This window comes from Flavobacterium sp. AED, from assembly GCF_000812945.1.
Classification (GTDB): Bacteria; Bacteroidota; Bacteroidia; order Flavobacteriales; family Flavobacteriaceae; genus Flavobacterium.
Genome location: NZ_JSYM01000001.1, coordinates 428,052 through 454,310, shown reverse-complemented (window position 1 = coordinate 454,310; position 26,259 = coordinate 428,052). Strand labels below are relative to the sequence as shown.

The window sequence follows — 26,259 nt, the reverse complement described above, 5'->3', positions numbered from 1 at the left end:
TTTTAAGAATGATTCTAATAGTGTTTTCTAATTTTTAAAAAATTAATTAAATATTAAAGTTGAGATATTACATATTCTTTATCAATATCAGGAAATCCTATTCGGTTATAATATCTGATAAAATTTGTAATCATAGACTGAGCATATGGAGTGTCCAATTTTGTAAATCTTAAAGATTTATCAAGCTCTTCATAATTTACCATTATCTTCTCTTGGAAATCAATAATTGAATTATCAATAAAAGGTGTTTTAGGTAAATAAAAATTTCTTTCGGATTGATTATTTGATAGCAGTCTATTTAATTTATCTAAATTATTAGAATTTTTATTAGCAATATAATCAGTATAAATTTTGTTTGTATTTATATTTTTTACTTCTGCTAACAATATTCTTTCTGCTTTTCTGCCCTGACTTGTTGTATTTTTAAATCTCTCGACATAATCACAATCTGGAGTTAATAATACATATATTTTATGATTATATCTTATAATATCACCAGCTTCAAATTCTTTCACTGTTTCTACTGGATAAATATAAAATTCCATAGGAAGTACATTGTGATTAAGTCTTTCATCACCAACTAAATTCCTAATATTATCTTTAGATAAAGAAGCAGATAATCTTCTTAATATTAAATATCCTAATGATTTTTCTTCATCTTCATTATTAAATATTTCTCTTTGATTATGTATGGTATCCCAAAAATATTTTTTAAATTCTATTTCCACTAGAGAATGAACTTTATCTTTTAGACTAACTATATTTGAATTGATTAATCGCTCTATTTCATTTTTTAAATTTTCAACTCCATCTTTTTTGTCCGTAACACCAACAACATGAGATTTTAAACTTTCAATTTTATGTGAAACAGCAGTATGAAAAACAATAGGAATAAAAGTCCTTTCTTGGATATCTTTTAATATACCTAATCCTTCTTGTTCTGCCTCCGCGGAAGCTTTTCCCTTGCATAAATCTAACACAACTAAATCAAAATCTTCTTTTCTGATTCTTTCTAATCCACTATCGAATGAATTTTCAGGAACTGCTTCAATTGTATAGTTATTAATTTGAGATCCATTAAAAAATTCAACTAATTCGTTAACGATTTCTTCGTCATCTACAAATAAGATTCTTAAATTCATTTATATCCTATGTTTAAAAGTTATTTTAAAATTTGCACCTTCGAGCGGACCATTATTTAATAAATAAAAATCACCATTATATTCAGAAACTAATTCACCAACTATAGTTAAGCCTAGACCAATTCCATCAGGTTTCGTGCTAAAATAAGGATCAAAAACAGATAACTCAGTGCCTTCTTTAATCCCCGGGCCATTATCACTAAAAATTATAGAAAGAGAATCTAAATTTCTTTCTACATCAACAAAAATATTTCTTTCATGATTGACAGACTCTAACCAATAAATTGAATTTTGAATCAAATTCATTAAAATTATTCCTAATTCAGCTTCATCAATTGTAACGGAATTTTTAGTGCTTGGTAACTTGTAATTAATATTAAGTTTCTTCAAGTCTCTATGAGCTAGAGAAAATTGATTATAAATAATATCCTCAACAATTATTAGTTTTGGTCTTCCTCTTTTTCTTCCACCAAAAGGTTCTATTCGTTTAAATAATTGTGCAAAATCCTCTCTTATTTTTATTATTTTATCTGCATTTGATTCAATAGCGTCAAAATTAATCGTTGAATTTTTAAGTTGACGTTTAATGAGATTTGCTTGAATATCAATTTTACCTAAATAATTTCCACCATCATGAAGTATGACATCTATTAACTGTCCTAAAGTTGTAAGTCTTCTATATCTGGATATAATTTCTTGAACTTTTTTTACTCCTTCATTAATTTCAATTTCCTTTTGTTGAATTAAATCAAGTACCTCTTTGTTTTCAGGCAATTTTTCATTTAAATAAACCAAAACTTCTTTTAAAGAGAATCTATCGAAAAGACTTTCTGTACCCTTATTAACATCGTCATTTTCTCTCGGTCTCTCACTGTATCTCCTAATTTCAACTTCATTTAAAATTAAAACAATAAATTCTTTAAGATCAACAAATGATTGACTATCAACAATACCTTCTCTGTTGCTTTGATCTTTTAATTCTGGATTAGTATCAAGCCCAATAGAAACATATCCAACAATTTGATTGTTACTTAATCTCATTGTCGGATTATTAACTCTTCTAATATTTAAGTTTAACCAATCATTATTTTTATTTCCATATGGAATAACTCTAAAATTATCTCTATAAATACTAATTCCTGCTAAATCATCTAAATCCCCTTTGACGTTCTTAACTGTTGAATCAATATCATTTGCTAAACTTTTTATTGAATCACTATCTCTGTTCCATACTTTAAATTCAAACTGAAATGGACCAGTAACAGGAAGTCTATTAGGATTTCTTAAATTAAACTCTTCAATTGACAAGCTTAATGGAATTGTTTCATTATTTTTTTTACTGAAGTAAACTATTTCAGGCATTCCTTTATCAGATATAGAACCTTTTATAAAATAATCAGGTCTATTTAGAGTTTCGGGTCTTTCAATCAAACCACTTAAGTCTTCTAGGCCATCAGGTAATCTCAACTCTATTAAAAAGTCCTCTATTGGTGATATTGGGCTCAATAATCTTGATAATGAAACTCTTAATTCTCTAATTTGATTTTCATCCCAAGAATTGCTTAACTCGCTTAATTCGAGAATCGTTCCATTTGTTGAAATAGCTTTTGGTTCTCTTACAAACCACTTAGTTTTAATATCTTCTAAATATTTTTCCTCATCTGAGAAATCATCCCAATTAAAATTTACAATTATCTCATTGTCATCTTTCTTTCTTGTGTAAATATCTAATTTACTAGCTAGTTTTGCTGAGGCAAACCTTCCAATTCCCTTTTCACCGGTAAATCTTCTTTGCTTATTTTCATTTTCAGATTTTTTTTTAAAATTAGTAGCCGGCTCCATCCATACATTTTCAATTATGTTTAGATCCATTCCGTCTCCTTCATCAAGAATAATAAGTTTTGAAAATTCCTTTTTGATAACTCTTTTTTCTTTTTTTCCTTCGAAAACTTTATCAATTACTCCTTTAAATTCAACAACAACTATAGGACTATTTGCATCATAGCTATTCTTTACTAATTCAATTATAGCAACTACATTGTTACTAATCAAATCTTCACCTATAGTTTTTATTAATCTAGCTTTCGGTCTTAATGATGATTCCCCATTTTGAATTGGTGTTTTACTCATTTTTTATATTTTAATAACCAATTATTAATATTCCTTTTAATGGTAGAATTAATCTACCTGACGCTTGTAATGTATCAAAAAAGGTTATAACACTTTGAAAATCTTTGTTTGTTCGATATGTATTTCGGACCGCAATAACTAAAAAATCTACTTCATGCATCATACAAGCCTGAAATAAATCTTTTAGAAATTGATAGTTTGTTACTGCTCTACCTGCTTCAACTTCAATAACTGTTTTTAAGTCTTCATTATAGGCATCCGCATCAAAATATTTTTCCAGCTTTCCATTCATTCCAAAAAGCACAGGTACCTTTATTTTATCAATTGCTTTTTTTGAAACTTCAACTTGATAATTTAATTCTAAAAGATTTAATGAAACATTTTCTAAAACTTCATTACTATTTAATGTAAAATCATGGGAAGAAATGACACTTTGTTTTAAAACAAAAATATCAACTACATCTTTCAAATGATTTGGTATTTCTTTTCTCTTTGGATAATATTGCCAATTTATCATTTAATCATTTCTTTTATTTTATTAGCAATTCCTTCTGCCATTAGTGGTGGTACGGCATTACCTATTTGTTTAAACGCTGCAGTTCTTCCACCTTCAAAAAAGAAATCATCTGGAAATGATTGAATTCTGGCAGCTTCACGAACTGAAATTGAACGTACTTGTTTTAAATCTGGATAGATGTAATAATGTCCGTCCGCACAGATGTGAGCCACAACAGTATGACAAACACCTTTTGGATCAACAACCTGAAATCTGTTTAAAAAAGCAGTTTCGTTTTTATGTGTCTTTAGTTCTGAAGGTAAATCAGCATAACTCAATCTTTTCCCTTTATTTACCCATAAATCAATAGCTGTTCGGTATATTTCTAAATCTCGTTCATTATGATTCCGAGCTACATGTTGGGTTGTAAAATCAATTCCATTTCTGATTTTAGAAAGGTTTAAGTACTCATTAATTGGTTTGGTATAACTGGCTGGTACTTTTTCTTCTCCTGGCTTTAATTTTGGTAAATCATAAAATAAATCTTTCATGATTTCTCCCTGCATAGGAAAATTTTCAAATGTTGGGTACTTTAAATTTTTATTTTTTTTCCAACCAATTAAAATTACTCTTCTACGATTTTGAAGTACACCAAAATCTTTTGAAGTCAATGTTTTGTGTTCTACTATGTAGCCCGCCTCATCAATGGCTTCCTTTATTTTCTCTAGGAATTCTCCATTCTTTGCGGATAAAATTCCGGGAACATTTTCAAATACAAACATTTTCGGCTTATATTTTTTAAGAAACTTAACATAATGAAGGTATAAATGATTTCTTGGATCATCAGCCATGCCTTTTGGATCTCTGGCTCTTCCAACTATAGAGTAAGCTTGACATGGAGGCCCCCCAATAATTAAATCGACATTTTTACTATCCTTATGAGAATCAATTTTATTGAAAATTTCTTTAATAGTATCATCTGAAATCTCAGTATTGATAACTGTATTTAAAACTTCATTTGGAACACTTTCCCAAAATTGTTTTTGATCAATATTTTGTTTTAAATATTCTAGGTAAATATTTTCCTGATTATTATCTTTCAAATGATAATAGGCCATTCTTGTTTTTATGGTATTACAAGCGTGACTGTTCATCTCAACATGAGCTATTGGATTAAATCCAGCTCTTTTAAATCCTTCTGACAACCCACCTGCACCTGCAAATAAATCAATATAATTTAATGCCATTATTTATTTTAATTTTATATCTTTATTATCAACTACTGAAAGATCGAAATCTAAAAACCATGAAAACTTGGAAAGATAATCTATGCTAAAACTAAATTTTCCGTTTTCAATTTTAGAGATAGTAGAACGATTTACTTCCATTATCGCTGCTAATTCATCTTGACTGTAACCTCTCTTTTCTCTGATTTCACGAATGTTTTCACCCATTTTCAAACGACAATCATGAAGATAATTCTCCATTTTTAAATCTGTAATTTGAGATTTTGTATTACTCATTTATTATGCTTCTGTAATTTGTCTTGTAATAATTTCAATTGCTTCTTCTTTACTCAAAATGTTATCAAATTCCTGTAAAGACTGTTCATCTCTATATACTCCATTTCGGTCATTCCAGCATAGCCATTCTATTAAATCTAATCTGGACCAAGTATTTAACTCGCTTTCTAACACATCACCTCTAAGTTCCATTAGTTTATAGTATGGATGCTTTAGTTTTTCTTCTTCATTTATGAATGTATTCATGATAATTCCGGTTTATTTAGTTAAGCATTAAATTATTTACTAAGGATTTACGAATAAGGTTCCTAAATGTTGCACTCCGTTATCATCAACAACCGTAAGCCAAACATTTGTTTCTACTCCATTAACTCCATTAGAAAGATTAACTTCTATTTTTTGTTCACTAACTTTGATCACTCTTCCTTCTACTTGCGAATAGTCGGATTTATTGATTGTTACTTTATGTCCAATTAAGTAATTAGTGTCGACTTCTACCTCTTCTAAATCACTAAGGCGCACAGTATTGATTGGAGGAAAAGAAAGTGCCGTATTTAATGCTTGTATATCAGCTCTAGGTCTTTCGTTATCTTCAATAACTTCCAAAACTACATATAACTGATTTGGATTTTCTTCTGGTAACGGTGTATGGAATTTAACAATATTTCCTTTTTTAATTGACTTCATAATTAATCCTTTATAATTAGACTTGCTTATTAAGCATATAACAAATATAATTAATACAATGTTATTTAGTGCAATATATTGAACAAATTTTAAATAATTTTTATGGACGAAAATAGACTTTGTTTTTTAGTTCATTTTACGGTTTTCCACATTTTGAGAAAATAATTATTTAATTCCACACCGTTTAGATTGTCTAGAAATAATTGAAAATCGTACAATTGAATCAATCCCTCCTTGTTTTCCGGTATTTGTGCCAGTTGAACAAAATTGATGTTTTGGTATAGCGACTTTTCTCCCACAATGTCTTGCATGATGATGAAAATTGCTTGATGAAGCGTCTTTGTATCGCAATACAAATTATAGTTTTTTAAAAAAACTACAATGTCGAACTTATTTGATTTTTCATGATACTCAAGAGGTAAAAAAGTGAGTTCGCTGGCTTTTAATGTAATCTCATGAAAGATATATGGATCGTCAAGACCATTTATAATTTCATCAATTCTCTCGGTTGGTTGGATGAAAGCGGTGAATTTCCAATTCTTTAATTGTGGCGCATTGTCGACTAAATCAATTACCTGGTTAAAGTATTCCGGGTTTCCGTTGGCAGTTATTATGAGTTCGGATTTTGTATTTCCATTTTTTGGAAAGACAATCATAAATTCAATCTCTTTGCAATAGTAACTCAGGTTTTTGTTTATCCAAAAGCTTATGTGTTTTTGGTTTGTAGGGGTTTCGTTGATGAGGTTTTTGATGGTTTGATTGTTGTCCTGGAACCAGTTCCAGAAGGTGTTGATTTTTTTCATGGTGAGGAAAGTTTAAAGTTTAAGGTTTGAAAAGGTTAAAGTTGCTTTCGATAGAATTTTTACTCAAAGTGATGAGATTGGTTTGCTTCGTGTCTCGAAGATCCTCGCAATGACTTTATCGTTTGTCTTTTGTTCTACTATCAAATGTTATCAAATTGAACATTTGTCGCATTCTGGAACGGAGGCGGTTGCCGTAGTTGTTTTCGATTTCGGAGGCGGAAAGGTTGGTGGTAATGTGCGTGACAGATTTGTTTTCGACAAATTGTTCGTACCGGCTGATAAGTACCTCAGCCATGACGTTACAATCATTTCCGAAGTGTTTTATTTGCTGTTCGGCACCCAAATCGTCAAAGCAATAACCGGTTAGTTTCGATTGACTGGCTTGTTTTAGCGTGTAGCAGTTGATGGCCTCAAATCCATTTTTAGCAAATTCAAACGAGACTTCCCTACATGTTTTGATTTTGTACTCGGATGAATGATAAGCAAAAGGTCGCACTAAGTTCATTAGGGATGTTTTTCCGCAACCAATAGAACCTGATACTAAAATGCCTTTTGATAAGTCAATATTTTGGTTCATAGCTGATTTCTCATCTTTTATCATATAAATCAACAATTTGTAGATGGTAGGGTGATCCATTTCGCTGATATGAAACGATCTTCCATAGGTTGTTTTTCCTTGGTTTTCTAAATATTCCAAGCATTTTTGGAAATTATATACTTTGAAACCTTTGTAGACCACGAAGGTTTCACGGACGGATTTACAATGGTTCGTCATAGTTTTTTTGAGTTGCCGTGTGCAGGTGCATCGGTTTTGGTTGGGAATTGTAATCGGATTTTGGGGTGTTAGCAGCAAACTTGACTGTGTTGAGCATCCAGTTTCTAGCTGCTGCTTTCCAATCTTTCATTTTTGTTTTTCCGCCTATTAACCAACCGATGCTAGAGTAGTAATTGAAAAACTTATTGGCTTCTATTTGAGAACTTTCCTTGAAAGAGAAGTATTCCAGTATCATTTCGAGTGTAGGTACTGTGGTTTCAAAAAATAAATCGAGTTCAATTGATTTTTCGTTTTTTGCGGAACTTTTTTCTTTTATTATTTTTTCTTTTGGAGTTATTAATGGATTCAAATTTTGAACTGGTACATCTCTTGAAATTTTTTCTATATCTATTTTTGTATTGTTTAAATTATTTTTAACTGTTTGTTTTTTATTATATATATAGACCTGTTCATTTACCTGTTCAATGACTTGTTCATTTTTTGATTTACTAAAATTGTAAACGGGTTCATTTCTTGAATGGGTTGGTTGTGGTGTTTTTGAAGAAATTTTTACTTCTTCAGAGAAATTGATCATGATTATGTTAGAGCAGGAGTGGGGATTGAATGTTGGGTTGTATATCATAAACCCCAAAAGTTCTAACTCTTTCATGCATTTATGATACGTTGCTTTAGAATTGATCTTGCTGGCTTTCATAATTTCTTCCCGAGAAATGCCTGTTGGATTCTTGAACCGGTTTACGTTCCAACATTGGAAAAGTGCCAAATAGAGTGAAATATGCGTCGGATTTAGGTTGGTTTCATAATTGATTTTATTGAAAAAACCGGTGAGGTGTTTGATGTAGTTCATTTTTTTAGTGAAAAGTGAGTGGTGAAAAGTGTCTCTCGACTGCGCTCGAGATGACGGGGAATCATAATTAGATTGCTTCGTTCCTAGCAATGACTTTACTTGAAAAGGGTAGGAAGGGCATTCACTTTATTTCCGTTTAAAAGTTTTTCAATATCAGTTTGGTCGTAATACATAATACCACCGATTTTGGTGTATGTGAGTGTGCCGTTGACACGGAGGTTTTGCAGTGTTCCGGGAGAAATGTTGAGTAATTTCCTGACTTCTGTTGATTTTAGCCATTTTTTGGATTGCTCGTTTGTGCCTTTAAGTATTTTTGTAATATCTTCTAAAAGAGATTTACGGAATTCACAGAGGTCTGCTTTAGTGAGGATTTCGATTGCCATAACTTTCGTTTTATATTGTTATGGTGCAAAATTGGTGGGATTGGTTGTTTTTATATCACAAGTGGTTCACAAGTTGTGAAAGAAAAAATGGGTTTTTATTTTGAATTGGTTGTGGTTATTGACTTCTTTTTATTAAATTTTTTCTTTTGTCTTGATTACTCACGAGTTAATAATTTATTGGAGTTCGTGAATCTCTGATTTCAAAAGAAACAAAAAATCAAGCCTGAATATTTTTATCCCAAAAATCATCGGACAAATTTTCCTGTCGCGACCCCAGCCGCTCGTGTTTCACACTCGACTCGGGGGTCACTCCCTTCAGCCAACGCTTAAATTCTTACCGTGATTTTTTGGTATAAAAAGATAAGGACGGCTTGAAGTCGGAACTTAGTTTGATTTTGCTTCGTTTTAGATTGTAAAACAGTTTTCGTACGCAGTCGGTTCCGGATCACTCCTGTTACCAATGCTGAAAATCTTGCCGTGATTTTTTGAATGGGAACTATAAGGGAGGCTATAGGATGTGGTTTTAAGTTTATTGTTACTATTGACTTTTTTGGTTTGTAGATGAAAAGAATCTTTTCTTTTGTCTTGATACAAAAGAAACAAAAAATCAAGCCTCAATATTTTTATACCAAAAATCATCGGACAAATTTTCCTATCGCGACCCCAGCCGCTCGTGTTTCACACTCGACTCGGGGGACACTCCCTTCAGCCAATGCTTAAATTCTTACCGTGATTTTTTGGTATGGCAACCATAAGGGCGGCTTGAAGTCGGAAATTAGATTGATTTTGTGATATGGTAACTGTAGGGGTGTCTCAGATGATGTCTTGTTATTATTTATGAATGTTGTTGACTTCTTAATTTACTGATGAAGTAGGTGGGAGAGAGGCCTGTTCGGTTATTGAATGCCCGTGTAAAGATTTGGGTGGAACCGAAACCGGATTCTTCACCCAATGCCTTGTTGGTGTAATTGCGGTACTTGTTTTCGTTTTTGAGTAATTCTATAATATGGTCAATCTTTAAATGACTGGTATAGTCAACGGTTCCTTTGTCACGATATCGTGCTATAATTTTTGAACCAGAGAGACGGTCGTTAATGTCAAGCATCTCTTGAAGTATGGTTGATACTGAACTTACAACTATTTCATCGCTATATAGTAATCGAGATACTGTGCAAAATGACTGTAGCAGGTGATTATCACCAGTAATTAAAATTAATTGCAAAGTAGTGTTGTAATGGGGGTTTTTATCTAATTCAACAAGAATGCCGTTCCAAAGATCTTTCGATTGCTGAGCGATCAATTTTCCAAAATCGGTATTGACAATTGTATCCGGTTTATATTTAAGAGTGAGTGGCACCTCATTATTAAAACTCAGTAAAATAAAATCATTATTCAATACAAATGTTAATTGAATTAGATTTTGGTACAGATAGTAAGCACTGATATAGCCTGATGCCAGATTTATTTTTTGGAGATCTTCCGCAATTTTATTTAATGCGACAGCAATACTTTTTAATTCATCATTGCTATTATCCTGGATGCGGATGGTCATATTTCCACTTGCCATTTCAAACAGCATTTGGTAAATACGTTTAATCCGGACCTGATTAAATTGGTCTGACATAATTATATGATTTGAAGTGATTTGCTGGAGGAAGAAAAGGAATAACCTTTGCAAACCTATCAAAATAAATTATTTGAAGCTAAAAGTATAGTGTTCAATTCGGGAATTGAATAGGTGTTTTTTTGAGAAAAGTGAGTTGTGTCCTTCGACAAGCTCAGGATGACAGGGAATAGTGAGAAGTGATTGGCGAAATGATTTTATTTTCATAATCAAAGAGTAATTCTCGATGCGTTCTATAGTTGATGTAAGGAGTAATAGGATTTATTGTAGTTTGTTTTTTAGGTCTTTAGCAGACATGGAAGGTTTTTGAGTTTAGGAGGGATTATAATAAAAATGATAGTTGGAAGAGTAGGAGGAAGGAATAGAAAGATGCTAGGAGGTGTCATTTTTTGTTTTATGCCGATGTGGGATACATATCAGTTGGGTATCCAAATAAATAGTCCTTTTGATTATTTGTAATAAAAACTTTATATCTATATTTGTTCAAAACGGACAATCAATAGCGACAATCAACCCAATTTTGAGTGTATAGTCGCTACTTTATAGCGAGTATAAGCAAGTTATGGGCAAGTTGACCGGAACGCAATAAAATCACTATAAAAACCAAAACGTCTGAACCAATGGAATATCCAGAAATTTTTGTAAAAAAAGCAAAAGAATGTAAAAAAACAGAAACCTATATTGGAACAGGTGATCCAAATGGCAAAATTTTAATTGTTGGTAAAGAAACAGCAACAGACATTGAAAACAAAGCAAATGGAAACGAACTGTACGTAAGATTTCAAAATGAAATGCTTCAAGATTTCAAGGAGAATGCTATTAAATGGAATTTAAATATAGAAAATTTAGTTAATGTAGATTCTTTACCAAATTGGATTGGAGGAAAAAATTCTCCTTTGACTTCAAATCCATTGTTCCCTTTTAAAAGTTTACATCCTAAGGAATTGAGAGAAGGTCAAACTTGGAGTAAATATCAAAAGCTACACGATTTAATATTTTTAAACGATTTATCATCAATAAAAGAAAAAGAGATTGATTTTCACAATAATTTCTTTTTGACAGAGATGAATAGTTCACCCGCAAAATTCACAAAAGATGCTGACAAGAGCGGAATTCCAAATAGAAAACAATTTTTCAAAGAAAGTGATTTTTTTCAAAATTTTCCTGTTGTCATATTAGCTTGTAGCAATTATATCAATGGTAATGAAATCGAAGAGATTTTCAATGTGAGTTTTGATAAACAATGTGGAGTTGAAAAGCAATTATTTTGGACACATTATAATTCTGATAAAACAAAATTGGTAATTCATACAAGACAATTAAGCACAAATGTTTCAGACAATTTGTTGATAGAAATTGCTAATGAAGTTCGCAATTTCTTAAAATAAAAATTAATTAAAACCGATTAAACAAATAAAACACATTATTATTGCAGTTTATAAATTAAAAGCAAAGGGAAGTTACGGGAACATGTCTAAAGGATATGAATTTCAAGTTATTTCTTCAACAATTCCGACTCCAAATGCAACTGACATCGAAAAAGAAATTGAACGATTAGGTTTTAATTCACAAGCAAAATCATATAAAAGTGCTGGGAATTTTGAAGTAACAAAACTGTAACTAAAAACACAACCTGCCCATAACAGTGGTTTTGCTCAATGGCTTGGGCTTGGTTTTTTCCTGCGGAAAAAACGCTGTCCGCCAAAATTGGGTTTGTGTTTGGAGAGTTCGGTCTTGAATCACAAGCCACTGCGCAAATCCACGGGACGTTATGCCTCATTCTAAAAAGACGACAGTGCAACAAAAGAACGACAGAAATATGACGGAAAGAAAAGCCAATGCTTCCGCAAAATCAAAAGAGGTGCAACCCAACGCACAAGCCGACTCACGGTTGCACTACATTTGTTTTTTCCAAAACGCACAAATAACAATATGAATCTTAAGGAAACTTTTGCTGAATACGAGCTAACTCCAGGACAAACAAATCTTATTGCCGAATTGGAAGAATTTCTTGCCGACAAATCAACATGCTTTTTGCTTAAAGGTTATGCAGGAACTGGAAAAACTTTTATGATGAAAGGGCTCACAGACTTTCTTTCTACAAATAAAAGAAGTTTTAGAATTTCTGCACCGACAGGGCGAGCAGCTAAAGTAATTTCACAAAAGACAAAACACAAGGCATATACAATTCACAAATCAATTTATTCAAGCAAAGACTTGAAAGAATTTAAAGTAAAAGAAGAAGACGGAACAGAAACTTACAAATTCTATTACGACTTAAAGAACAATGTAGACCCTGCAAACACAGTTTACATAATTGATGAATCGTCAATGCTCTCAAATGTTTACTCCGAAGGAGAATTCTTTAGGTTTGGTTCAGGTTACTTATTAAAAGATTTAATTAATTATATCAATTTTGATAACAATGACCACAATAAAAAAATAATTTTCATTGGTGACAATGCACAGTTACCTCCAGTCAATATGAATTTTTCGCCAGCATTGGACTGCAAATATTTAAAAGAAAATTGTAACATTGAATCAAAAGAGTTTGAGCTCACAGAAGTAGTAAGACAAAAAGCGGACAGCGGAATACTTCATAACGCAACCAAAATACGTGAATCATTAAAAGCTAATCTTTTCAACCAACTTGATATTGAAATAAATTTCAAAGACATAAATAAAACGAAACACGAAGAACTTCTTTCAAAATATTTACAAGCTTGTAACAATAGCATTGATGACGAAACTATAATTGTGGCTCATTCCAACTCATCAGTAAAAGAGTATAACGACTTTGTTAGAAACCACTTTTTTCCAAATCAACAATTTCTTACGGTTGGAGACAAAGTGATTTTAGTTAGCAATAATTACAATCATCAAAAAATGGAATTGCTTAATGGCGATTTTGGCTTTGTAAAACAAGTATCGCCAGTAAATGAAAGCAGAGTAATTAAATTGAAACGAAAAAATAGAGTTGGAAAATTAGTCGAAATTGATGTTCGTTTGACTTTTCGCAACGTAATGATTGCTTTTACGGACGAAGAACAAAACAAACAAGACATCGAATGCAAGATAATTGAGAATCTACTCTATTCTCACAATCGTGATTTAAGTTCAGACGAGCTGAAAGCTATTTATATTGATTTCAAAATTCGTAACGGCTCATTAAAAGCAGGAACTAAAGAATTTAAAGATGCTTTGAGAGCTGACCCTTACTTCAATGCTTTAAGAATAAAATTTGGTTATGCAGTAACTTGTCATAAGGCACAAGGTGGAGAATGGAAAAATACTTTTCTAAATTGCAAAACGTCAATGGGTTATTTCAATTCAAGTTATTTTCGTTGGCTTTACACAGGAATCACAAGAGCAAAAGAAAATCTATTTACAATTGACGAACCACATTTTAAAATTGGAAGTAACCTTCAACCACCAAGGATTGAAAATATCGCGCCCCGACAAGACATACTTGTTTTAAGTGATGAAATATTAGAAATGGAAATACCTTTTGACCTTCCAAACGAAACACCATTTTTAAGAAACATATTTCTTGCAATAAATGATGTTCTGAAAGATGCGAACTTGAAGATTAATTCAGTCAAACATACAAGTTATTTGGAACATTACACTTTCTCACAAGGAAACGAAAATGTAGTTTTCAAAATCCATTTCAACAATAAAAATAAAATCACAAGAATTGAAAAACCAACAAACAGAACAGAACTTGTTGAGTCAATTTATTCTGTGTTAACTCAACTTGAAAATAAAGCAATCATTTTAACAGAAGAAAAAACGACCGAATCAAAAAGCGAGAGCCTATTTGAATTTGAAAAACCATTTTTAAAAGAGTTTTATGACAGCATAAAACTGAAAATAGAACCCACCAATATTTACATCAATAGTATTGAACACAACTCTTATTGCGAAGTATATGAGTTTAAGAAAAACGGACTCATTGCAACTTACAAGTTTTGGTATGACGGTAAAAGCATCTTTAAGAAAACGGAAATTATCCCAACAAGAACAACAGGTTTGACGGATGAAATTAATGAACTTCTAAAACACACCAATAATTAATGGATTCTAAAACTGTTTTTGAACTTAGAAATGAAGCCAAAAATTTAGAAGGTATCTCAAAACTCAATAAATTAACTGAGGCATTAAATCTTGCACAAAGATTATTTTCTGTCGAACCTTATGATGAGTGGATTCAAAAGGCATTTGCTTACACTCTAATTGATTTAAGTAAATACTATATTTTCAATAAAAACATCAATCAAGCTGGAGTTTATTATAATCAGCTACTTTTAATAAACTTTCAAGAAGTTGACGATATTATAGAAAGCCAAAAGAATTTTCTTCGTCCGAAAATTGATGTCAATTATACAGAAGTTCAAAAAGCAGAGGAACTAAGTAAAAATGGAAATCATCGAGATGCTTTAAATATTTTCAAAAAACTGATTACTGAAAATCGTCTAACTGAGCTTCACCACGAAGCTTATGGTTGGGTAATATACAGATACATAAAAGATAAAGAAAATGAATTAACCTCAATTCAAGTTAGAACCTTTCTAAGAGATTATATAGATTTAAAGAATGAAAGACCATCAATGCTTCATTCTATGATTTTGAATTTCGCACTGCATTATTCAAAAGACCATTCTGATTTCAATCTTTATAATTTCTTTAAATTATGGAATCCTTTGAACTTAAGGAATGAAGATAAAAAGAAGCAGCATTTTAATGATAAGGAAATCCCATCATTAATTTCAAGAATATTTAGAGAATTCAACGAAAAAGATTTATCAATAGATATTGACTTTCTAATTGAAAATACTGATTTAAATATCGGGGAGGATTTGAATACTTGGGAGTGTTTTTTAGATTGGGATGATTTGAATACTTCGGTTAAAATATACACTTCTACTCAAAAGGTATTAGATTTATTAAGAGAGCCTTATTTCTGGAGATTATTCAATGCCTACAAAGAAAATAAGAAGTCTGAACTATGGAATGTCTTCAATAAATACAATCAGACTTTTTCAAAATATGAAAGGTCAAAATGGCATTCTGAAATTTTGAGTATTGCCGAACGATATATGCAAGAAACCGAAGAATGGAGATTTTTAGATTTTTTCAAAATTTGGAATCCTGAAAACCTACTTGACGAAGACTGGAAAGAAGTTAAGAAAGATAACAAAGTTTATAAACCACTCGCTATTAAATGCATAAAAAAGACTTTTGAAATTATAAAGACCCAAAACAAAGAGTTTAGTGAAAATTGGTTGATACCTATTTATTCAAAAGCCGTTCAACTTTATCCAAATGATGAATGGCTTTTAAGGGAGAACGCTTTATTGCTCATTAAAAACAATGAATTTGAATCAGCAATTAATATTTACAGAAAACTAGTTTTAGAGTTAGGCGACAAATCGTATATCTGGAATGAGTTTTCTTCTTGTTTCAAGAACAAAAAAGACTTAAAAATCGGAATGCTTTCAAAAGCTATTCAGCTTGAAAAAAATGAAGATTTTCTTGGCGATATTCATCTAGAACTAGCTAAGACACTTTTTGATAATGGCTTAATCGAAAATTGTATTATTGAACTTAATTCTTATAAAATACATAGAGAATTGAAGGGTTGGAGATTATCAGAATCATTTATTGAAATTTCGAACAAAACAAAAAATCAGAACACTAACCTAAAAGACAACAAAAGTCTCTATGACAAATATATTCCTATTGCTGAGCAATATGCTTACGAAGAAATTGACTGGACAGAAGTAATATTGGTAGATAAATGGAAAAATGAAGGCAAAGAAAGAATTGCTTTTACAAATGGAAAAACAATTGATTTTTCAATTGGTAGCAGACGATTTGGTTTATTAAAACAATCATCAATAGGTAAAGTCTATAAATTTAAGTTGCACAAGCAAGAAATCAAAAAAGAGGTTGAAGCCAAATTTGCTTGGATGGGAAAAACAACTATCACAGATTATAAATACATTCCATTAATTGTTGATAAATCAGAAAAACCAGACTGGTCAATTCTTGATGATATTTATGCTACAATTGATTACATCAATACTGAAAAAAATATAATTCACGCCATTACCACGGATAACAAAGAAGTATTTTCCCCAAAAGGCAAAATTCAATTACAGATTGGCGACTTTATTAAAGCTAAATATTACAGCAAGAAAGTAAAGGATGAAATCAGAATTGAATTAAAAGACATTGCCAAGATTGACAAAGAAAATGCAGTTGTTCATTTTTCAAAAATAATTGCAGTTATTGATGGAGTAAACAAAGAAAAGAATCTTTTTCATTACGTTGGAAGCGCAACTGTTCAAGGTATTATTCGATTCACAGAAACCGATATAATTCCAGAAGAAGGGAAGTTTTTAGAAATATTTTACACTTCAAAAAAGCATAGAACCGAAAATAGAACAATTATTAAACCAATTCAGATTAATGAAACCGAAGAAATAAATCCTAAATTAATAAAGTCTATAAATGGTATTTTGGTATTGAAATACAAAACTAGTGGAGGTACTGTTGATTTTTATGACTTGGATGAGGATGATATGAGCTACACATCGCCTGACTTTGGTTTTGTTGGAGATTTTTATGTTCCAAAAAATGTTTTAAGTGAAAATAAAATAACGACGAATTGCAATATTACAGCAACAGCAATTTTTTCGGGAGACAAATGGAAAATCATAAAATTAGAAAAAGTATAAGCCACCGCATTTGGTAGCACATTTGCAGTTTTTTCCAAACGCAAAACGACACGAAAATGAACAAGTAAACAACGACTGAAGAAATAAGAACGAGGCATAACTGCCGTTTGGCAAAATGTCGGGTTTTAGGCTTAATTTGAAGTTGGTTTTGTATTTGTGAGAATTTAAAAAAGTGTTAATTGGTATTTTTGATAATTTTATCATTGTTGCAGTTTGACATTTTGTTTCTTAAAACCATCATATCCTCACTCACTTTTTTATCTAATATCTTTGCATAGTGCTGTGTGGTTCTTATATTTTTATGCCCTAGCATTTTGCTGACGCTTTCTATGGGAACACCATTTGTGAGTGTTACAGTGGTTGCAAAAGTGTGTCGGGCAATATGGAAGGTTAAATCTTTTTTAATGCCGCAAACATCCGCTATTTCCTTTAGATAAGCATTCATTTTTTGATTGCTTAAAACGGGTAATAGTTTAACTTCATTTAAGCATTGCGGGTGATTCGCATATTTCAGAATTAATTCTTCCGGAATAGGGAGGAGGGGAATGCGAGAAGCTGTTTCTGTTTTCTGACGATGGGTGAATATCCATTTTCCACCATCAATACCCATACTGATGTTTGATACGGTTAAGTTTTTGACATCTATATATGCAAGGCCAGTGAAACAACTGAAAACGAAAATATCTTTTACCAGATTTAATCTTTCGGTTACAAATACTTTAGAATAGATATCCTGAACTTCTTCTTGGGTTAAATAATCTCTTTCGACTTCGCGAATTTTTGATTTATAGTTTGCAAATGGATCTTTATCTAACCATCCATTTGAAATACAGATTTTGATTATTTTCTTAAAGTTCTTAATGTATTTGACTGCGGTGTTGTTGGCGCATTTGCGGACACTTCTAAGATAGAACTCATATTCTGTTATAAAAGGATGGTCAATTTTATTGATTTCGATATCTGATATGTTGTATTTCCACTGCAAGAAGTCTTTGGTGTGCTTGAGTGAGGTTTTGTATCGTTCTAGTGTTCCAGGTGCGTATTCGAGCCCCAAAAGCTCTTCTACTTTCCGGTTGTGTTCTCCGAAAATAGGGATGAGCATATGTTGATGTTCTTTGATACCGCAAAGTCTATTTTTGAAAACTTCAATTGTGAGGAGTTCGTTGCGGTGAATTAATTCCATTTGGATGTCGAATATTTTTGATTTTAGTAAATCAAGGTATTCATTTAATGAACGAGCATTTTCTGTATTGCCTTTCATTTTTGACATCTCAGGTGACCATTTAGTCAAATCTATAAATTTTTTGGTACTGAACTCCATTCGATTTCCATCAACAGTTAATCTTACATAGATAGGAAGTAGACCTGCAGCATTAGCTTTTGTGCTTTTCGCATAAAAGTGCAATGTGATTTTAGTTTTCATAGTGGTAACCTTTTAATTATTATTCAATTTAGATTTCTAAAGAATATCAAACAAGATGTTTAAATAGTGGACTAGTGATAAACTAGCCATTGAACAGGTTGTTTGAAATTTTAAGTTGATTTAGCGAGACCCTGATTTTTGAATTATTGTAGGGTCTCGATTTTATCTCGTTAAGAATTAGATTAGATGAATAATTTGAATATTTCGTAAAAGCAAAAACCCCGTAAATCATAAGATTTACGGGGTTTTGATACCATTTGTTTTTCTACTGGCGGAGAAAGAGGGATTCGAACCCCCGGACCTGTTACAGTCAACAGTTTTCAAGACTGCCGCATTCGACCGCTCTGCCATTTCTCCAATATGTCGCTTTCATTACCTGATTGCGAGTGCAAATATAAGAACCTTTTTTGGTTATGCAAATCTATTTTTATAAAAAAAGCATCTAATTTAATGACTATTTTTTAAATGTTTCATTTTCTATACTTTAGAAGAAAATTATTTTTATAAAAATTTAATAAATAGGTTTAATACTTTACATATTCGGTTATTTCTAATCCATATCCAATCATACCGACACGTTTTGTTCCCTCGGTATTGGAAACTAATCTAATTTTTGAGATATCAATATCATGTAATATTTGTGCGCCAATTCCAAAATCTTTACTATCGATAACAATTTTGGGTGCTTTCATTTCCCCTGTCTCTTGTAGTGATTTAAGCTCAGCAAGACGACTCAATAAATTAATAGATTGCATGTCTTGGTTGATAAAAATAAAGGCTCCTTTACCGTGTTCATTAATAACCTTAAACATGTCGTCAAGTTGTTGGTCAACATTATTGGTTAATGTTCCCAATAAGTCATTGTTAACTTGCGAGGAATGAATTCTGGTCAAAATAGGATCTCCTAAATTCCAAGTCCCTTTTGTTAAAGCAATATGAATTTGTTTGTTTGTTGTTTGTTGGTAAGCACGTAGTCTGAATGTGCCAAAACGCGTCTCAATATCAAAATCTTCTTTTTTAACAATCAAACTGTCATGTTGCATACGGTATGCCACTAAATCTTCGATAGAAACTAATTTTAAATCGAATTTTTTGGCCACTTTTACTAATTGTGGTAAACGCGCCATCGAACCATCTTCATTCATGATTTCTACAATCACTCCAGCTGATTTAAAGCCTGCCAATCGTGCAAAATCTATTGCAGCCTCAGTATGTCCAGTTCTTCGTAATACACCTCCTTGTTTAGCGATAAGAGGGAATATATGCCCTGGTCGTGCTAAATCATGTGGTTTAGTTTTTGAATCTACAAGAGATAAAATAGTTTTGGCTCTGTCGGCGGCTGATATTCCAGTCGTAACTCCATTTCCTCTTAAATCTACTGAAACGGTAAAAGCAGTTTCCATAGGATCTGTATTGTTGCTCACCATTACATGTAGTCCTAATTCTTTACAACGGCTTTCTGTCAATGGAGCACATATTAATCCACGACCGTGTGTAGCCATGAAATTAATCATCTCAGGAGTTACTTTTTCTGCTGCAGCCAAAAAATCACCTTCGTTTTCTCTATCTTCATCATCAACCACAATAATAATTTTTCCTTGTCGGATATCTTCAATTGCTTCTTCTATTGTATTGAGGTGTATTTTATTTGTAACCATGAGTGTTGTTTAATTTTGTGATGGGAATATTTTTTGAAATATTTTTTGAAATGGAGCTAAAATAACATCCATATTAATTAATCCGATATCATTTGTGGCTCTGTAAGACAAAAGTATAGCTAATGGAGATAGAATGATAGATGACATCCAGGCTCCCAGAAATGGTGTTAGACCATCTTCTTGTGAAATTCTTTTACCAAAAGTATTTATAAAGTGAAATGTTATGAAAATTAAAACGGCAAAAATTATTGGAAGCCCAAGTCCTCCTTTTCTGATAATTGCCCCTAAAGGTGCCCCTATAAAAAACATCAAAAAACAAGCAAATGCTATGACAAATTTGTCATAAAATGCAAGCACATGATTATTAATGTTTTTTCGTTTATTTTTAAATTCGGTATTACTGGCATCAATAGAATATTTGGTACTCGCTAAGTTGCTAATGGCAAGATCTATGATTTTTGATTTTTGATCATTGTTATACAATGAAAGAATGTTATTGGGTAGTTCTTTTGTTTTTTTAAGAGGCTTTATTTTATTGTCTTTGGGAATGGCTATTCGCTGATTCATGTTTTCAGAAAAAGAAATAACATCTGTTTTTAAGTTTTTATGCAATGAATCCAATGTGTAATTTAATTCACTTACCGTAAGCATAGTGTTGGTGTTAGCAATGCTTTGATCATTTACATCCACTTTATTTAATTTTGATAAATCAATATTGATTACGTATTTTTTAAATGAACTTTTTGCAAATGGCATTTTACCTCTGTCTTCAAATTTTTTAGGAACGATATCTTCATAATAGTACCCATCATTCAATACCAATTGCAGAATACTGGATTTATCGTTGCTTATCAATACCCCGTTTTTAGCTTTGATAACCGTTTTGCTGCCATCACCAAGATTTGATTTTTTATGGATAGTGATACCGGTAAGAAAATTTCCGTTTTCTCCAGATTTTTTATTCACTTTTATATTATAAAATCCTACATCACTAAACTGCCCTTCAGCAATTGCCAAAGCAGGCTTAGCTTGTGCTATATTTTTTCTAAAATTGATAAATTTAAATTCAGCAAAAGGGATCACATTATTTGCAAAAAAAAACGCAATAATACTCAATAAAAGAATGAAAATAGTTAAGCTTTTCATCGCTCTTTTTAAAGAAACCCCAGCCGATTTCATGGCTGCCAATTCATAATTTTCAGATAAATCACCAAAAGTCATTATCGAAGCCAATAAAACAGAAAGCGGTAAAACCAAAGGAATGATTCGAGGCATAGAAAAGCCCAGAAACTTGATAACCATTAGTAAATCTAAATCTTTACCTGCTAATTCGGATATAAATAACCAAACAGTTTGAAGTATAAAAATGAAAAATAGTATTACAAATACCGTAGCAAATGTAGTAAGGAATGTTTTTAATAAGTATTTGTCAAGAATTTTCACCTAAAATTAATCTAATTTATTGATGTAGTAATTTGGATATTTACTTTCGGTAAAGGTAAATTGATTTTTTGACAAAGGTTGGTTGGTTTTAAAAGAATTAACTGTTAAAGTAGTTTTTGTTCCTTTTTTACCCATTTCAATCAAATTATAGATGTGTTTAGTCTGTACATCAATACCTAATAATATTTCTTTTCTCTGATCTTTTGCATTAGTAGGAACAAGTTTTATATATTGTATTTTTCTTCCTTTTACATCCTGCAACATATCCATATTGTATTTGTAACCGGTGTTGAAAAAAGTCAATAATTTCGATGGAGTAATGGCATTATCATCTTTATCATTTACTTTAGAAATAGTAATTTCTTCATCTTCAGGAACAATAGTATAGGTTTTTTTACCATCAAAAATTTTGGTAACTCCCATGAAATTTAATACAAATTGATTGCCTTTCATCGTTACGTTCCCTTTGCTATCCTGATTGATATTTTCTTTGGCATTATTCAAAGAATATTTAAAATCAATTACTATATTGTCATAACTTCTAACTTTTGCTGTAACTTGATCCAGAAGATCTTTTGCTTTTTTATCTTGGGCTTGTATTGAAAAACTAAAAAGTAATAAAGCGGTAATTTGAAAAAACATTTTGCTCATTCTTTTTATATTATTTTTTTTTAATACTTGAATCTTTGATTTCATGGTGTTAATTATTTTGTTCATTGTTGAAAAATTGATCAAGAGAACTCATGTCCAGGATGTTTACACTTCGTGCTTTACTTCCTTCAAAAGGGCCTACAATTCCTGCAGCTTCGAGTTGATCAATTAATCGACCTGCTCTGTTGTAGCCTAATTTTAGTTTTCTTTGTAACAATGAAGCGGAACCTTGTTGTGCGTTTACAATAATTTCGGCGGCTTCTCTAAACAAAGTATCTCTGTCGGAAATATCCATATCAAGATTAATGCCACTTTCCTCCCCAACAAATTCTGGGAGTAGATAAGCCGTTGCATATGCTTTTTGAGAACCAATGAATTCAGTGATTTTTTCTACTTCAGGGGTATCGATAAAGGCACATTGTACGCGTACAACGTCATTTCCGTTTGTGTAAAGCATATCACCTCGTCCTATTAATTGATCAGCACCCTGAGTGTCAAGAATAGTTCTTGAATCAATTTTGGAGGTAACTCTAAATGCTATTCTCGCAGGGAAATTGGCTTTTATCAAACCAGTAATAACATTTACAGATGGCCTTTGTGTTGCTATAATTAAGTGAATTCCAATGGCTCGAGCTAATTGTGCTAAACGGGCTATAGGAACTTCAACTTCTTTTCCGGCGGTCATTATTAAATCGGCAAATTCGTCTACTACAAGAACTATATAAGGTAAAAAACGGTGTCCATTTTCAGGATTTAATTTTCTGGCTTTAAATTTATCGTTGTATTCTTTAATGTTGCGCACCATTGCATCTTTCAATAAAGAATAGCGGTTGTCCATTTCTACACACAGCGAATTCAAGGTATTGACTACTTTAGCATTATCAGTAATAATGGCATCATCCATGTCAGGAAGTTTTGCTAAATAGTGCCTTTCAATTTTATTAAAAAGTGTTAGCTCCACTTTTTTTGGATCGACCAATACAAATTTAACTTCGGCTGGATGTTTTTTGTACAAAAGGGAAGTCAAAACAGCATTCAATCCTACCGATTTTCCTTGTCCAGTTGCTCCCGCCATTAAAAGGTGAGGCATTTTGGCTAAATCTACCACGAAAGTTTCATTCGAAATAGTTTTTCCAAGTGCAATAGGCAGTTCCATTTCGGCTTCCTGAAATTTGGCTGAGCCAATAACGCTTTTCATCGAAACCATCGTAGGATTCTTATTAGGAACCTCGATTCCTATCGTCCCTTTTCCTGGAATAGGAGCAATGATACGAATTCCTAATGCCGAAAGAGACAAAGCAATATCATCCTCTAAACTTTTGATTTTAGAAATACGAATACCCGCTTCCGGTACAATTTCATACAAGGTAACTGATGGTCCAACAGTCGCTTTTATTTGTGCAATTTCAATTTTGTAATTGCGCAACGTATCAACAATCCTGTTTTTATTTTCTTCTAACTCTTCCTGGTTGATGGTGATTCCTCCAGTAGAATATTCCTTTAATAAATCTATCGTAGGAAATTTATAATTGGATAAATCCAAAGTTGGATCGAATAATCCAAAATCAGCCACTAATCGCGATGCTAAATTTTCCTCGATAATATCTTCTTCCGGAGCAGTTTCTATAACGAAAGTGTCAACAGGATTCGAAATGATTTCGGGAGTTACTATTGGTGTAACTTCCATAGCAAGAGGTTTCGCAATTGGATCTCGATTGATATCCGATGAGTTGCTTATGGTTGGTTTCAACGCCTCTTTGTTAATTTCAAATTGTGAACCATTTGTCTTTAAATGTATTCCGTCCAGTTCTTCTTCTTCTTCCTCTGCAACAGCAAATTCTTCTAAATTATAACCGCTACTTTTTCCTCCGTTTAAGGGAATAGTGGCTAAATCAGCTTTGATTTCTTTTTTTGTATTGTCAAAAAAGGATTGAATTTTTTCAGGGGAAATTTTAATTTTGAAAATTACATAGATGATTAATCCAAACAACAAAATCAATAATGTTCCTGTTTTTCCAATGTAATCTTGTAAAAATAAATTCAGTTCATATCCTATTGTCCCTCCTAATTCAGGAATTGAAGTAGCAAAAAAACCAAATAAAACGGATAGAATAATAATAACGAATAAATCCCAAAACCAAATATTCTTTAGTTTTTTTAAGGATATGGAAAGAACCATATACATTCCCGTAAGAAAAAATAACCGAACGAATATAAATGCGGCAAGTCCAAAACCTTTATAAACAATCAAGTCAGCTAAAAAAGCCCCAAATTTACCTAGCCAATTGTGAACAGTCTCAGTTCTATTAGTCAGTTCACCAACGGCACTTTGGTCTTGTTGACCGTAAATGTAAAAGGAAATAAATGCGAATAATAAAGCAATTGAAAATAATACCAAAAGAGAACCAAGAACAATTTTATGTTGTTTGGTTACTCTCCACGGATTATTTTCTTCAGATTTAGAATCCTTTTTTTTATCTAAAGGTGCTGTTTTTGTTGTTTTTGCCATTCTTGATTGTAATTCTACCTTAGAATAATATAGGTATATATATGATTAAACCGATTGCTATTGCAGTTAATGCAGCAAAAAATACAGCTCCTGCAGCAATATCTTTGATGAATCCAATTCTTTCATGATAATTGGGATGAATAAAATCGGCTATTTTTTCAACAGCTGTATTTAAACCTTCAATACTCATTACTAGGCCAATAGCCATAGTTTGAAAAAGCCATTGTGTAGCAGTTATGCCATAATAGAATCCAGCAATAGTCATTAGAATTCCTAATGAAAACTGTACCATTATGCTGTGTTCTGTGGTGATTAATTTTACAGCACCTTTAAAAGCATAAGTGACACTTTTTAATCTTCCGGTAAAGAAAGTATTATCTTTTTGAAATTCCATCCGTATGCTGTTAAAGTACCGCTAATGCAGCTTCGTAATTAGGCTCGTCGGCAATTTCAGCAACTTGTTCTGTGTGTGTAACTGTTCCATTTTCATCCACTACAATGATAGCTCTGGAATGCAATCCTGCTAAAGGACCGTCTACAATTTCTAAACCATTTGTTTTTCCAAAACTTCCTTCTTGAAAATCAGATAAATTAACAACATTTTCAAGTCCTTCAGCACCACAAAAACGTTTTTGGGCAAAAGGTAAATCTCTTGAGATACATAATACGTTTGTGTTTTCCAATTTACTTGCACTTTCGTTAAATTTTCTAACTGATGTAGCACAGGTTCCTGTATCAATACTTGGAAAAATATTTAAAACTAATTTTTTCCCTGCAAAGTCACTTAGTGAAGCAATAGAAAGATCGTTTTTAACTAATTTAAAATCAATAAGTTTAGAACCTACTTTTGGTAATTCTCCTGAAGTATGTATTGGATTTCCTCCTAATGTGATTGAAGCCATAATGTTTGTTTTTTAATGAGGTTCAAAAGTATGAAAATTATTTAAGATTTAGTTAGGAAACTTAGGGATAAAGTTCAAGATTTTGGAGCATTAAGCAAACCCGTACAACCCAATGTCTTTTTTATAAAATGCATAAAAAAACGCACTCGTTTCGGAGTGCGTTTTTAGAAAAATTGATTTTTTATTTATCGATGGAACCCAAAACTCGTTTCATAAAACTGTTTAAAGCTTCTTTTTTATCAGTACCCGTTTTTACCAGTTTGTTAACTTCTAAAGCGCCATACATATTAGAAATCAATTCACCAATTACATCTAATTCTTCATCTTTCAATGATGTAATTTCAGTCATAGCTTCGAGAACTTCAATTGTTTCTATGATGTAATCTTCATCATTTTCTTCTATAAACTGCGTTAAATGCTTGATTACCGGTAATTTCATCTTTATTTGTTTATTTGGTTATTCGTTGATTTGTTTATTCGTTAGGTCAAACGTTTTTTTAACGATTAACCGATTAACCAA

General features: G+C 31.7%; 24 protein-coding genes and 1 tRNA gene. 4 read left to right on the top strand and 21 right to left on the bottom strand.

The window, feature by feature from the left end:
* Positions 1-53 precede the first annotated feature (53 nt).
* From OA85_RS02065 to OA85_RS02010, 12 genes are all read right to left on the bottom strand, one after another.
* Positions 54-1,142: a response regulator gene (locus OA85_RS02065; RefSeq protein WP_039107849.1), complete on the bottom strand. Its 1,089-nt coding sequence runs from the start codon at positions 1,140-1,142 to the stop codon at positions 54-56.
* Positions 1,143-3,272 carry a sensor histidine kinase gene (locus tag OA85_RS02060; protein ID WP_039107848.1) on the bottom strand — a complete coding sequence of 710 codons (2,130 nt, stop codon included), beginning with the start codon at positions 3,270-3,272 and terminating at the stop codon, positions 1,143-1,145.
* Positions 3,273-3,282: 10 nt separating this feature from the next.
* Positions 3,283-3,789: a hypothetical protein gene (locus tag OA85_RS02055; protein ID WP_039107847.1), complete on the bottom strand. Its 507-nt coding sequence runs from the start codon at positions 3,787-3,789 to the stop codon at positions 3,283-3,285.
* A complete protein-coding gene (locus tag OA85_RS02050) occupies positions 3,786-5,015 on the bottom strand; it encodes a DNA cytosine methyltransferase (RefSeq protein WP_039107846.1) in 1,230 nt (409 codons plus the stop codon). Before OA85_RS02050 ends, OA85_RS02055 begins: the two co-directional genes overlap by 4 nt.
* A gap of 3 nt (positions 5,016-5,018) precedes the next feature.
* Positions 5,019-5,291, bottom strand: a complete 273-nt coding sequence (locus OA85_RS02045; protein ID WP_039107845.1) for a helix-turn-helix transcriptional regulator — start codon at positions 5,289-5,291, stop codon at positions 5,019-5,021.
* A 3-nt stretch (positions 5,292-5,294) separates the two neighbouring features.
* Positions 5,295-5,537 (bottom strand): hypothetical protein, encoded by a 243-nt coding sequence (locus tag OA85_RS02040; RefSeq protein WP_039107843.1) that lies wholly within the window; start codon positions 5,535-5,537, stop codon positions 5,295-5,297.
* Between the two features lie 39 nt (positions 5,538-5,576).
* Entirely contained in the window at positions 5,577-5,978 is a 402-nt protein-coding gene (locus OA85_RS02035) for a hypothetical protein (protein WP_039107841.1), read from the bottom strand.
* A gap of 131 nt (positions 5,979-6,109) precedes the next feature.
* Positions 6,110-6,781, bottom strand: a complete 672-nt coding sequence (locus OA85_RS02030) for a hypothetical protein (protein ID WP_039107840.1) — start codon at positions 6,779-6,781, stop codon at positions 6,110-6,112.
* A gap of 115 nt (positions 6,782-6,896) precedes the next feature.
* Complete coding sequence (locus OA85_RS02025) at positions 6,897-7,556, bottom strand: hypothetical protein (protein ID WP_039107838.1); 660 nt, start codon at positions 7,554-7,556, stop codon at positions 6,897-6,899.
* Positions 7,540-8,403: a hypothetical protein gene (locus OA85_RS02020; RefSeq protein WP_039107837.1), complete on the bottom strand. Its 864-nt coding sequence runs from the start codon at positions 8,401-8,403 to the stop codon at positions 7,540-7,542. The genes OA85_RS02025 and OA85_RS02020 overlap by 17 nt, the downstream gene beginning before the upstream one ends.
* A 95-nt stretch (positions 8,404-8,498) precedes the next feature.
* Positions 8,499-8,786, bottom strand: a complete 288-nt coding sequence (locus OA85_RS02015; protein ID WP_039107836.1) for a helix-turn-helix domain-containing protein — start codon at positions 8,784-8,786, stop codon at positions 8,499-8,501.
* Positions 8,787-9,621: 835 nt separating this feature from the next.
* The gene (locus tag OA85_RS02010) at positions 9,622-10,410 is read right to left on the bottom strand and encodes a hypothetical protein (RefSeq protein WP_039107835.1); all 789 of its coding nucleotides are present in this window, start codon (positions 10,408-10,410) and stop codon (positions 9,622-9,624) included.
* Positions 10,411-11,030: 620 nt separating this feature from the next.
* Between OA85_RS02010 and OA85_RS02005 the strand changes: the two genes are divergently transcribed.
* The 4 genes from OA85_RS02005 to OA85_RS01995 all read left to right on the top strand — a co-directional run bounded on the left by OA85_RS02005 (position 11,031) and on the right by OA85_RS01995 (position 17,153).
* On the top strand, positions 11,031-11,798 hold the full coding sequence (locus tag OA85_RS02005) for a hypothetical protein (RefSeq protein WP_039107834.1): 768 nt from the start codon (positions 11,031-11,033) through the stop codon (positions 11,796-11,798).
* Positions 11,799-11,880: 82 nt separating this feature from the next.
* Positions 11,881-12,030 carry a hypothetical protein gene (locus OA85_RS17310; protein WP_156129397.1) on the top strand — a complete coding sequence of 50 codons (150 nt, stop codon included), beginning with the start codon at positions 11,881-11,883 and terminating at the stop codon, positions 12,028-12,030.
* A gap of 312 nt (positions 12,031-12,342) precedes the next feature.
* Positions 12,343-14,487: an ATP-dependent RecD-like DNA helicase gene (locus tag OA85_RS02000; protein ID WP_052257113.1), complete on the top strand. Its 2,145-nt coding sequence runs from the start codon at positions 12,343-12,345 to the stop codon at positions 14,485-14,487.
* Positions 14,487-17,153 (top strand): lipopolysaccharide assembly protein LapB, encoded by a 2,667-nt coding sequence (locus OA85_RS01995; RefSeq protein WP_039107832.1) that lies wholly within the window; start codon positions 14,487-14,489, stop codon positions 17,151-17,153. Before OA85_RS02000 ends, OA85_RS01995 begins: the two co-directional genes overlap by 1 nt.
* A 175-nt stretch (positions 17,154-17,328) precedes the next feature.
* Here the strand turns inward: OA85_RS01995 and OA85_RS01990 are convergent, their stop codons facing one another.
* From OA85_RS01990 to OA85_RS01950, 9 genes are all read right to left on the bottom strand, one after another.
* Positions 17,329-18,576 (bottom strand): site-specific integrase, encoded by a 1,248-nt coding sequence (locus OA85_RS01990; RefSeq protein WP_039107830.1) that lies wholly within the window; start codon positions 18,574-18,576, stop codon positions 17,329-17,331.
* 269 nt (positions 18,577-18,845) lie between these two features.
* A tRNA-Ser gene (locus OA85_RS01985) sits at positions 18,846-18,933 on the bottom strand.
* A gap of 167 nt (positions 18,934-19,100) precedes the next feature.
* On the bottom strand, positions 19,101-20,234 hold the full coding sequence (gene ribB / locus OA85_RS01980; protein WP_039107827.1) for a 3,4-dihydroxy-2-butanone-4-phosphate synthase: 1,134 nt from the start codon (positions 20,232-20,234) through the stop codon (positions 19,101-19,103).
* 9 nt (positions 20,235-20,243) lie between these two features.
* Positions 20,244-21,677 (bottom strand): LptF/LptG family permease, encoded by a 1,434-nt coding sequence (locus tag OA85_RS01975; protein WP_039107825.1) that lies wholly within the window; start codon positions 21,675-21,677, stop codon positions 20,244-20,246.
* Positions 21,678-21,683: 6 nt separating this feature from the next.
* Positions 21,684-22,373 carry an outer membrane lipoprotein carrier protein LolA gene (locus tag OA85_RS01970; protein ID WP_082014136.1) on the bottom strand — a complete coding sequence of 230 codons (690 nt, stop codon included), beginning with the start codon at positions 22,371-22,373 and terminating at the stop codon, positions 21,684-21,686.
* Positions 22,374-22,377: 4 nt separating this feature from the next.
* Positions 22,378-24,837: a DNA translocase FtsK gene (locus OA85_RS01965; RefSeq protein ID WP_039107823.1), complete on the bottom strand. Its 2,460-nt coding sequence runs from the start codon at positions 24,835-24,837 to the stop codon at positions 22,378-22,380.
* 19 nt (positions 24,838-24,856) lie between these two features.
* Positions 24,857-25,231, bottom strand: coding sequence for a diacylglycerol kinase family protein (locus tag OA85_RS01960; protein ID WP_039107822.1), 375 nt, complete (start codon positions 25,229-25,231; stop codon positions 24,857-24,859).
* 10 nt (positions 25,232-25,241) lie between these two features.
* Positions 25,242-25,739: a thiol peroxidase gene (gene tpx / locus OA85_RS01955; protein WP_039107820.1), complete on the bottom strand. Its 498-nt coding sequence runs from the start codon at positions 25,737-25,739 to the stop codon at positions 25,242-25,244.
* Positions 25,740-25,920: 181 nt separating this feature from the next.
* Complete coding sequence (locus OA85_RS01950) at positions 25,921-26,178, bottom strand: hypothetical protein (protein WP_039107819.1); 258 nt, start codon at positions 26,176-26,178, stop codon at positions 25,921-25,923.
* Between the last annotated feature and the right edge of the window lie 81 nt (positions 26,179-26,259).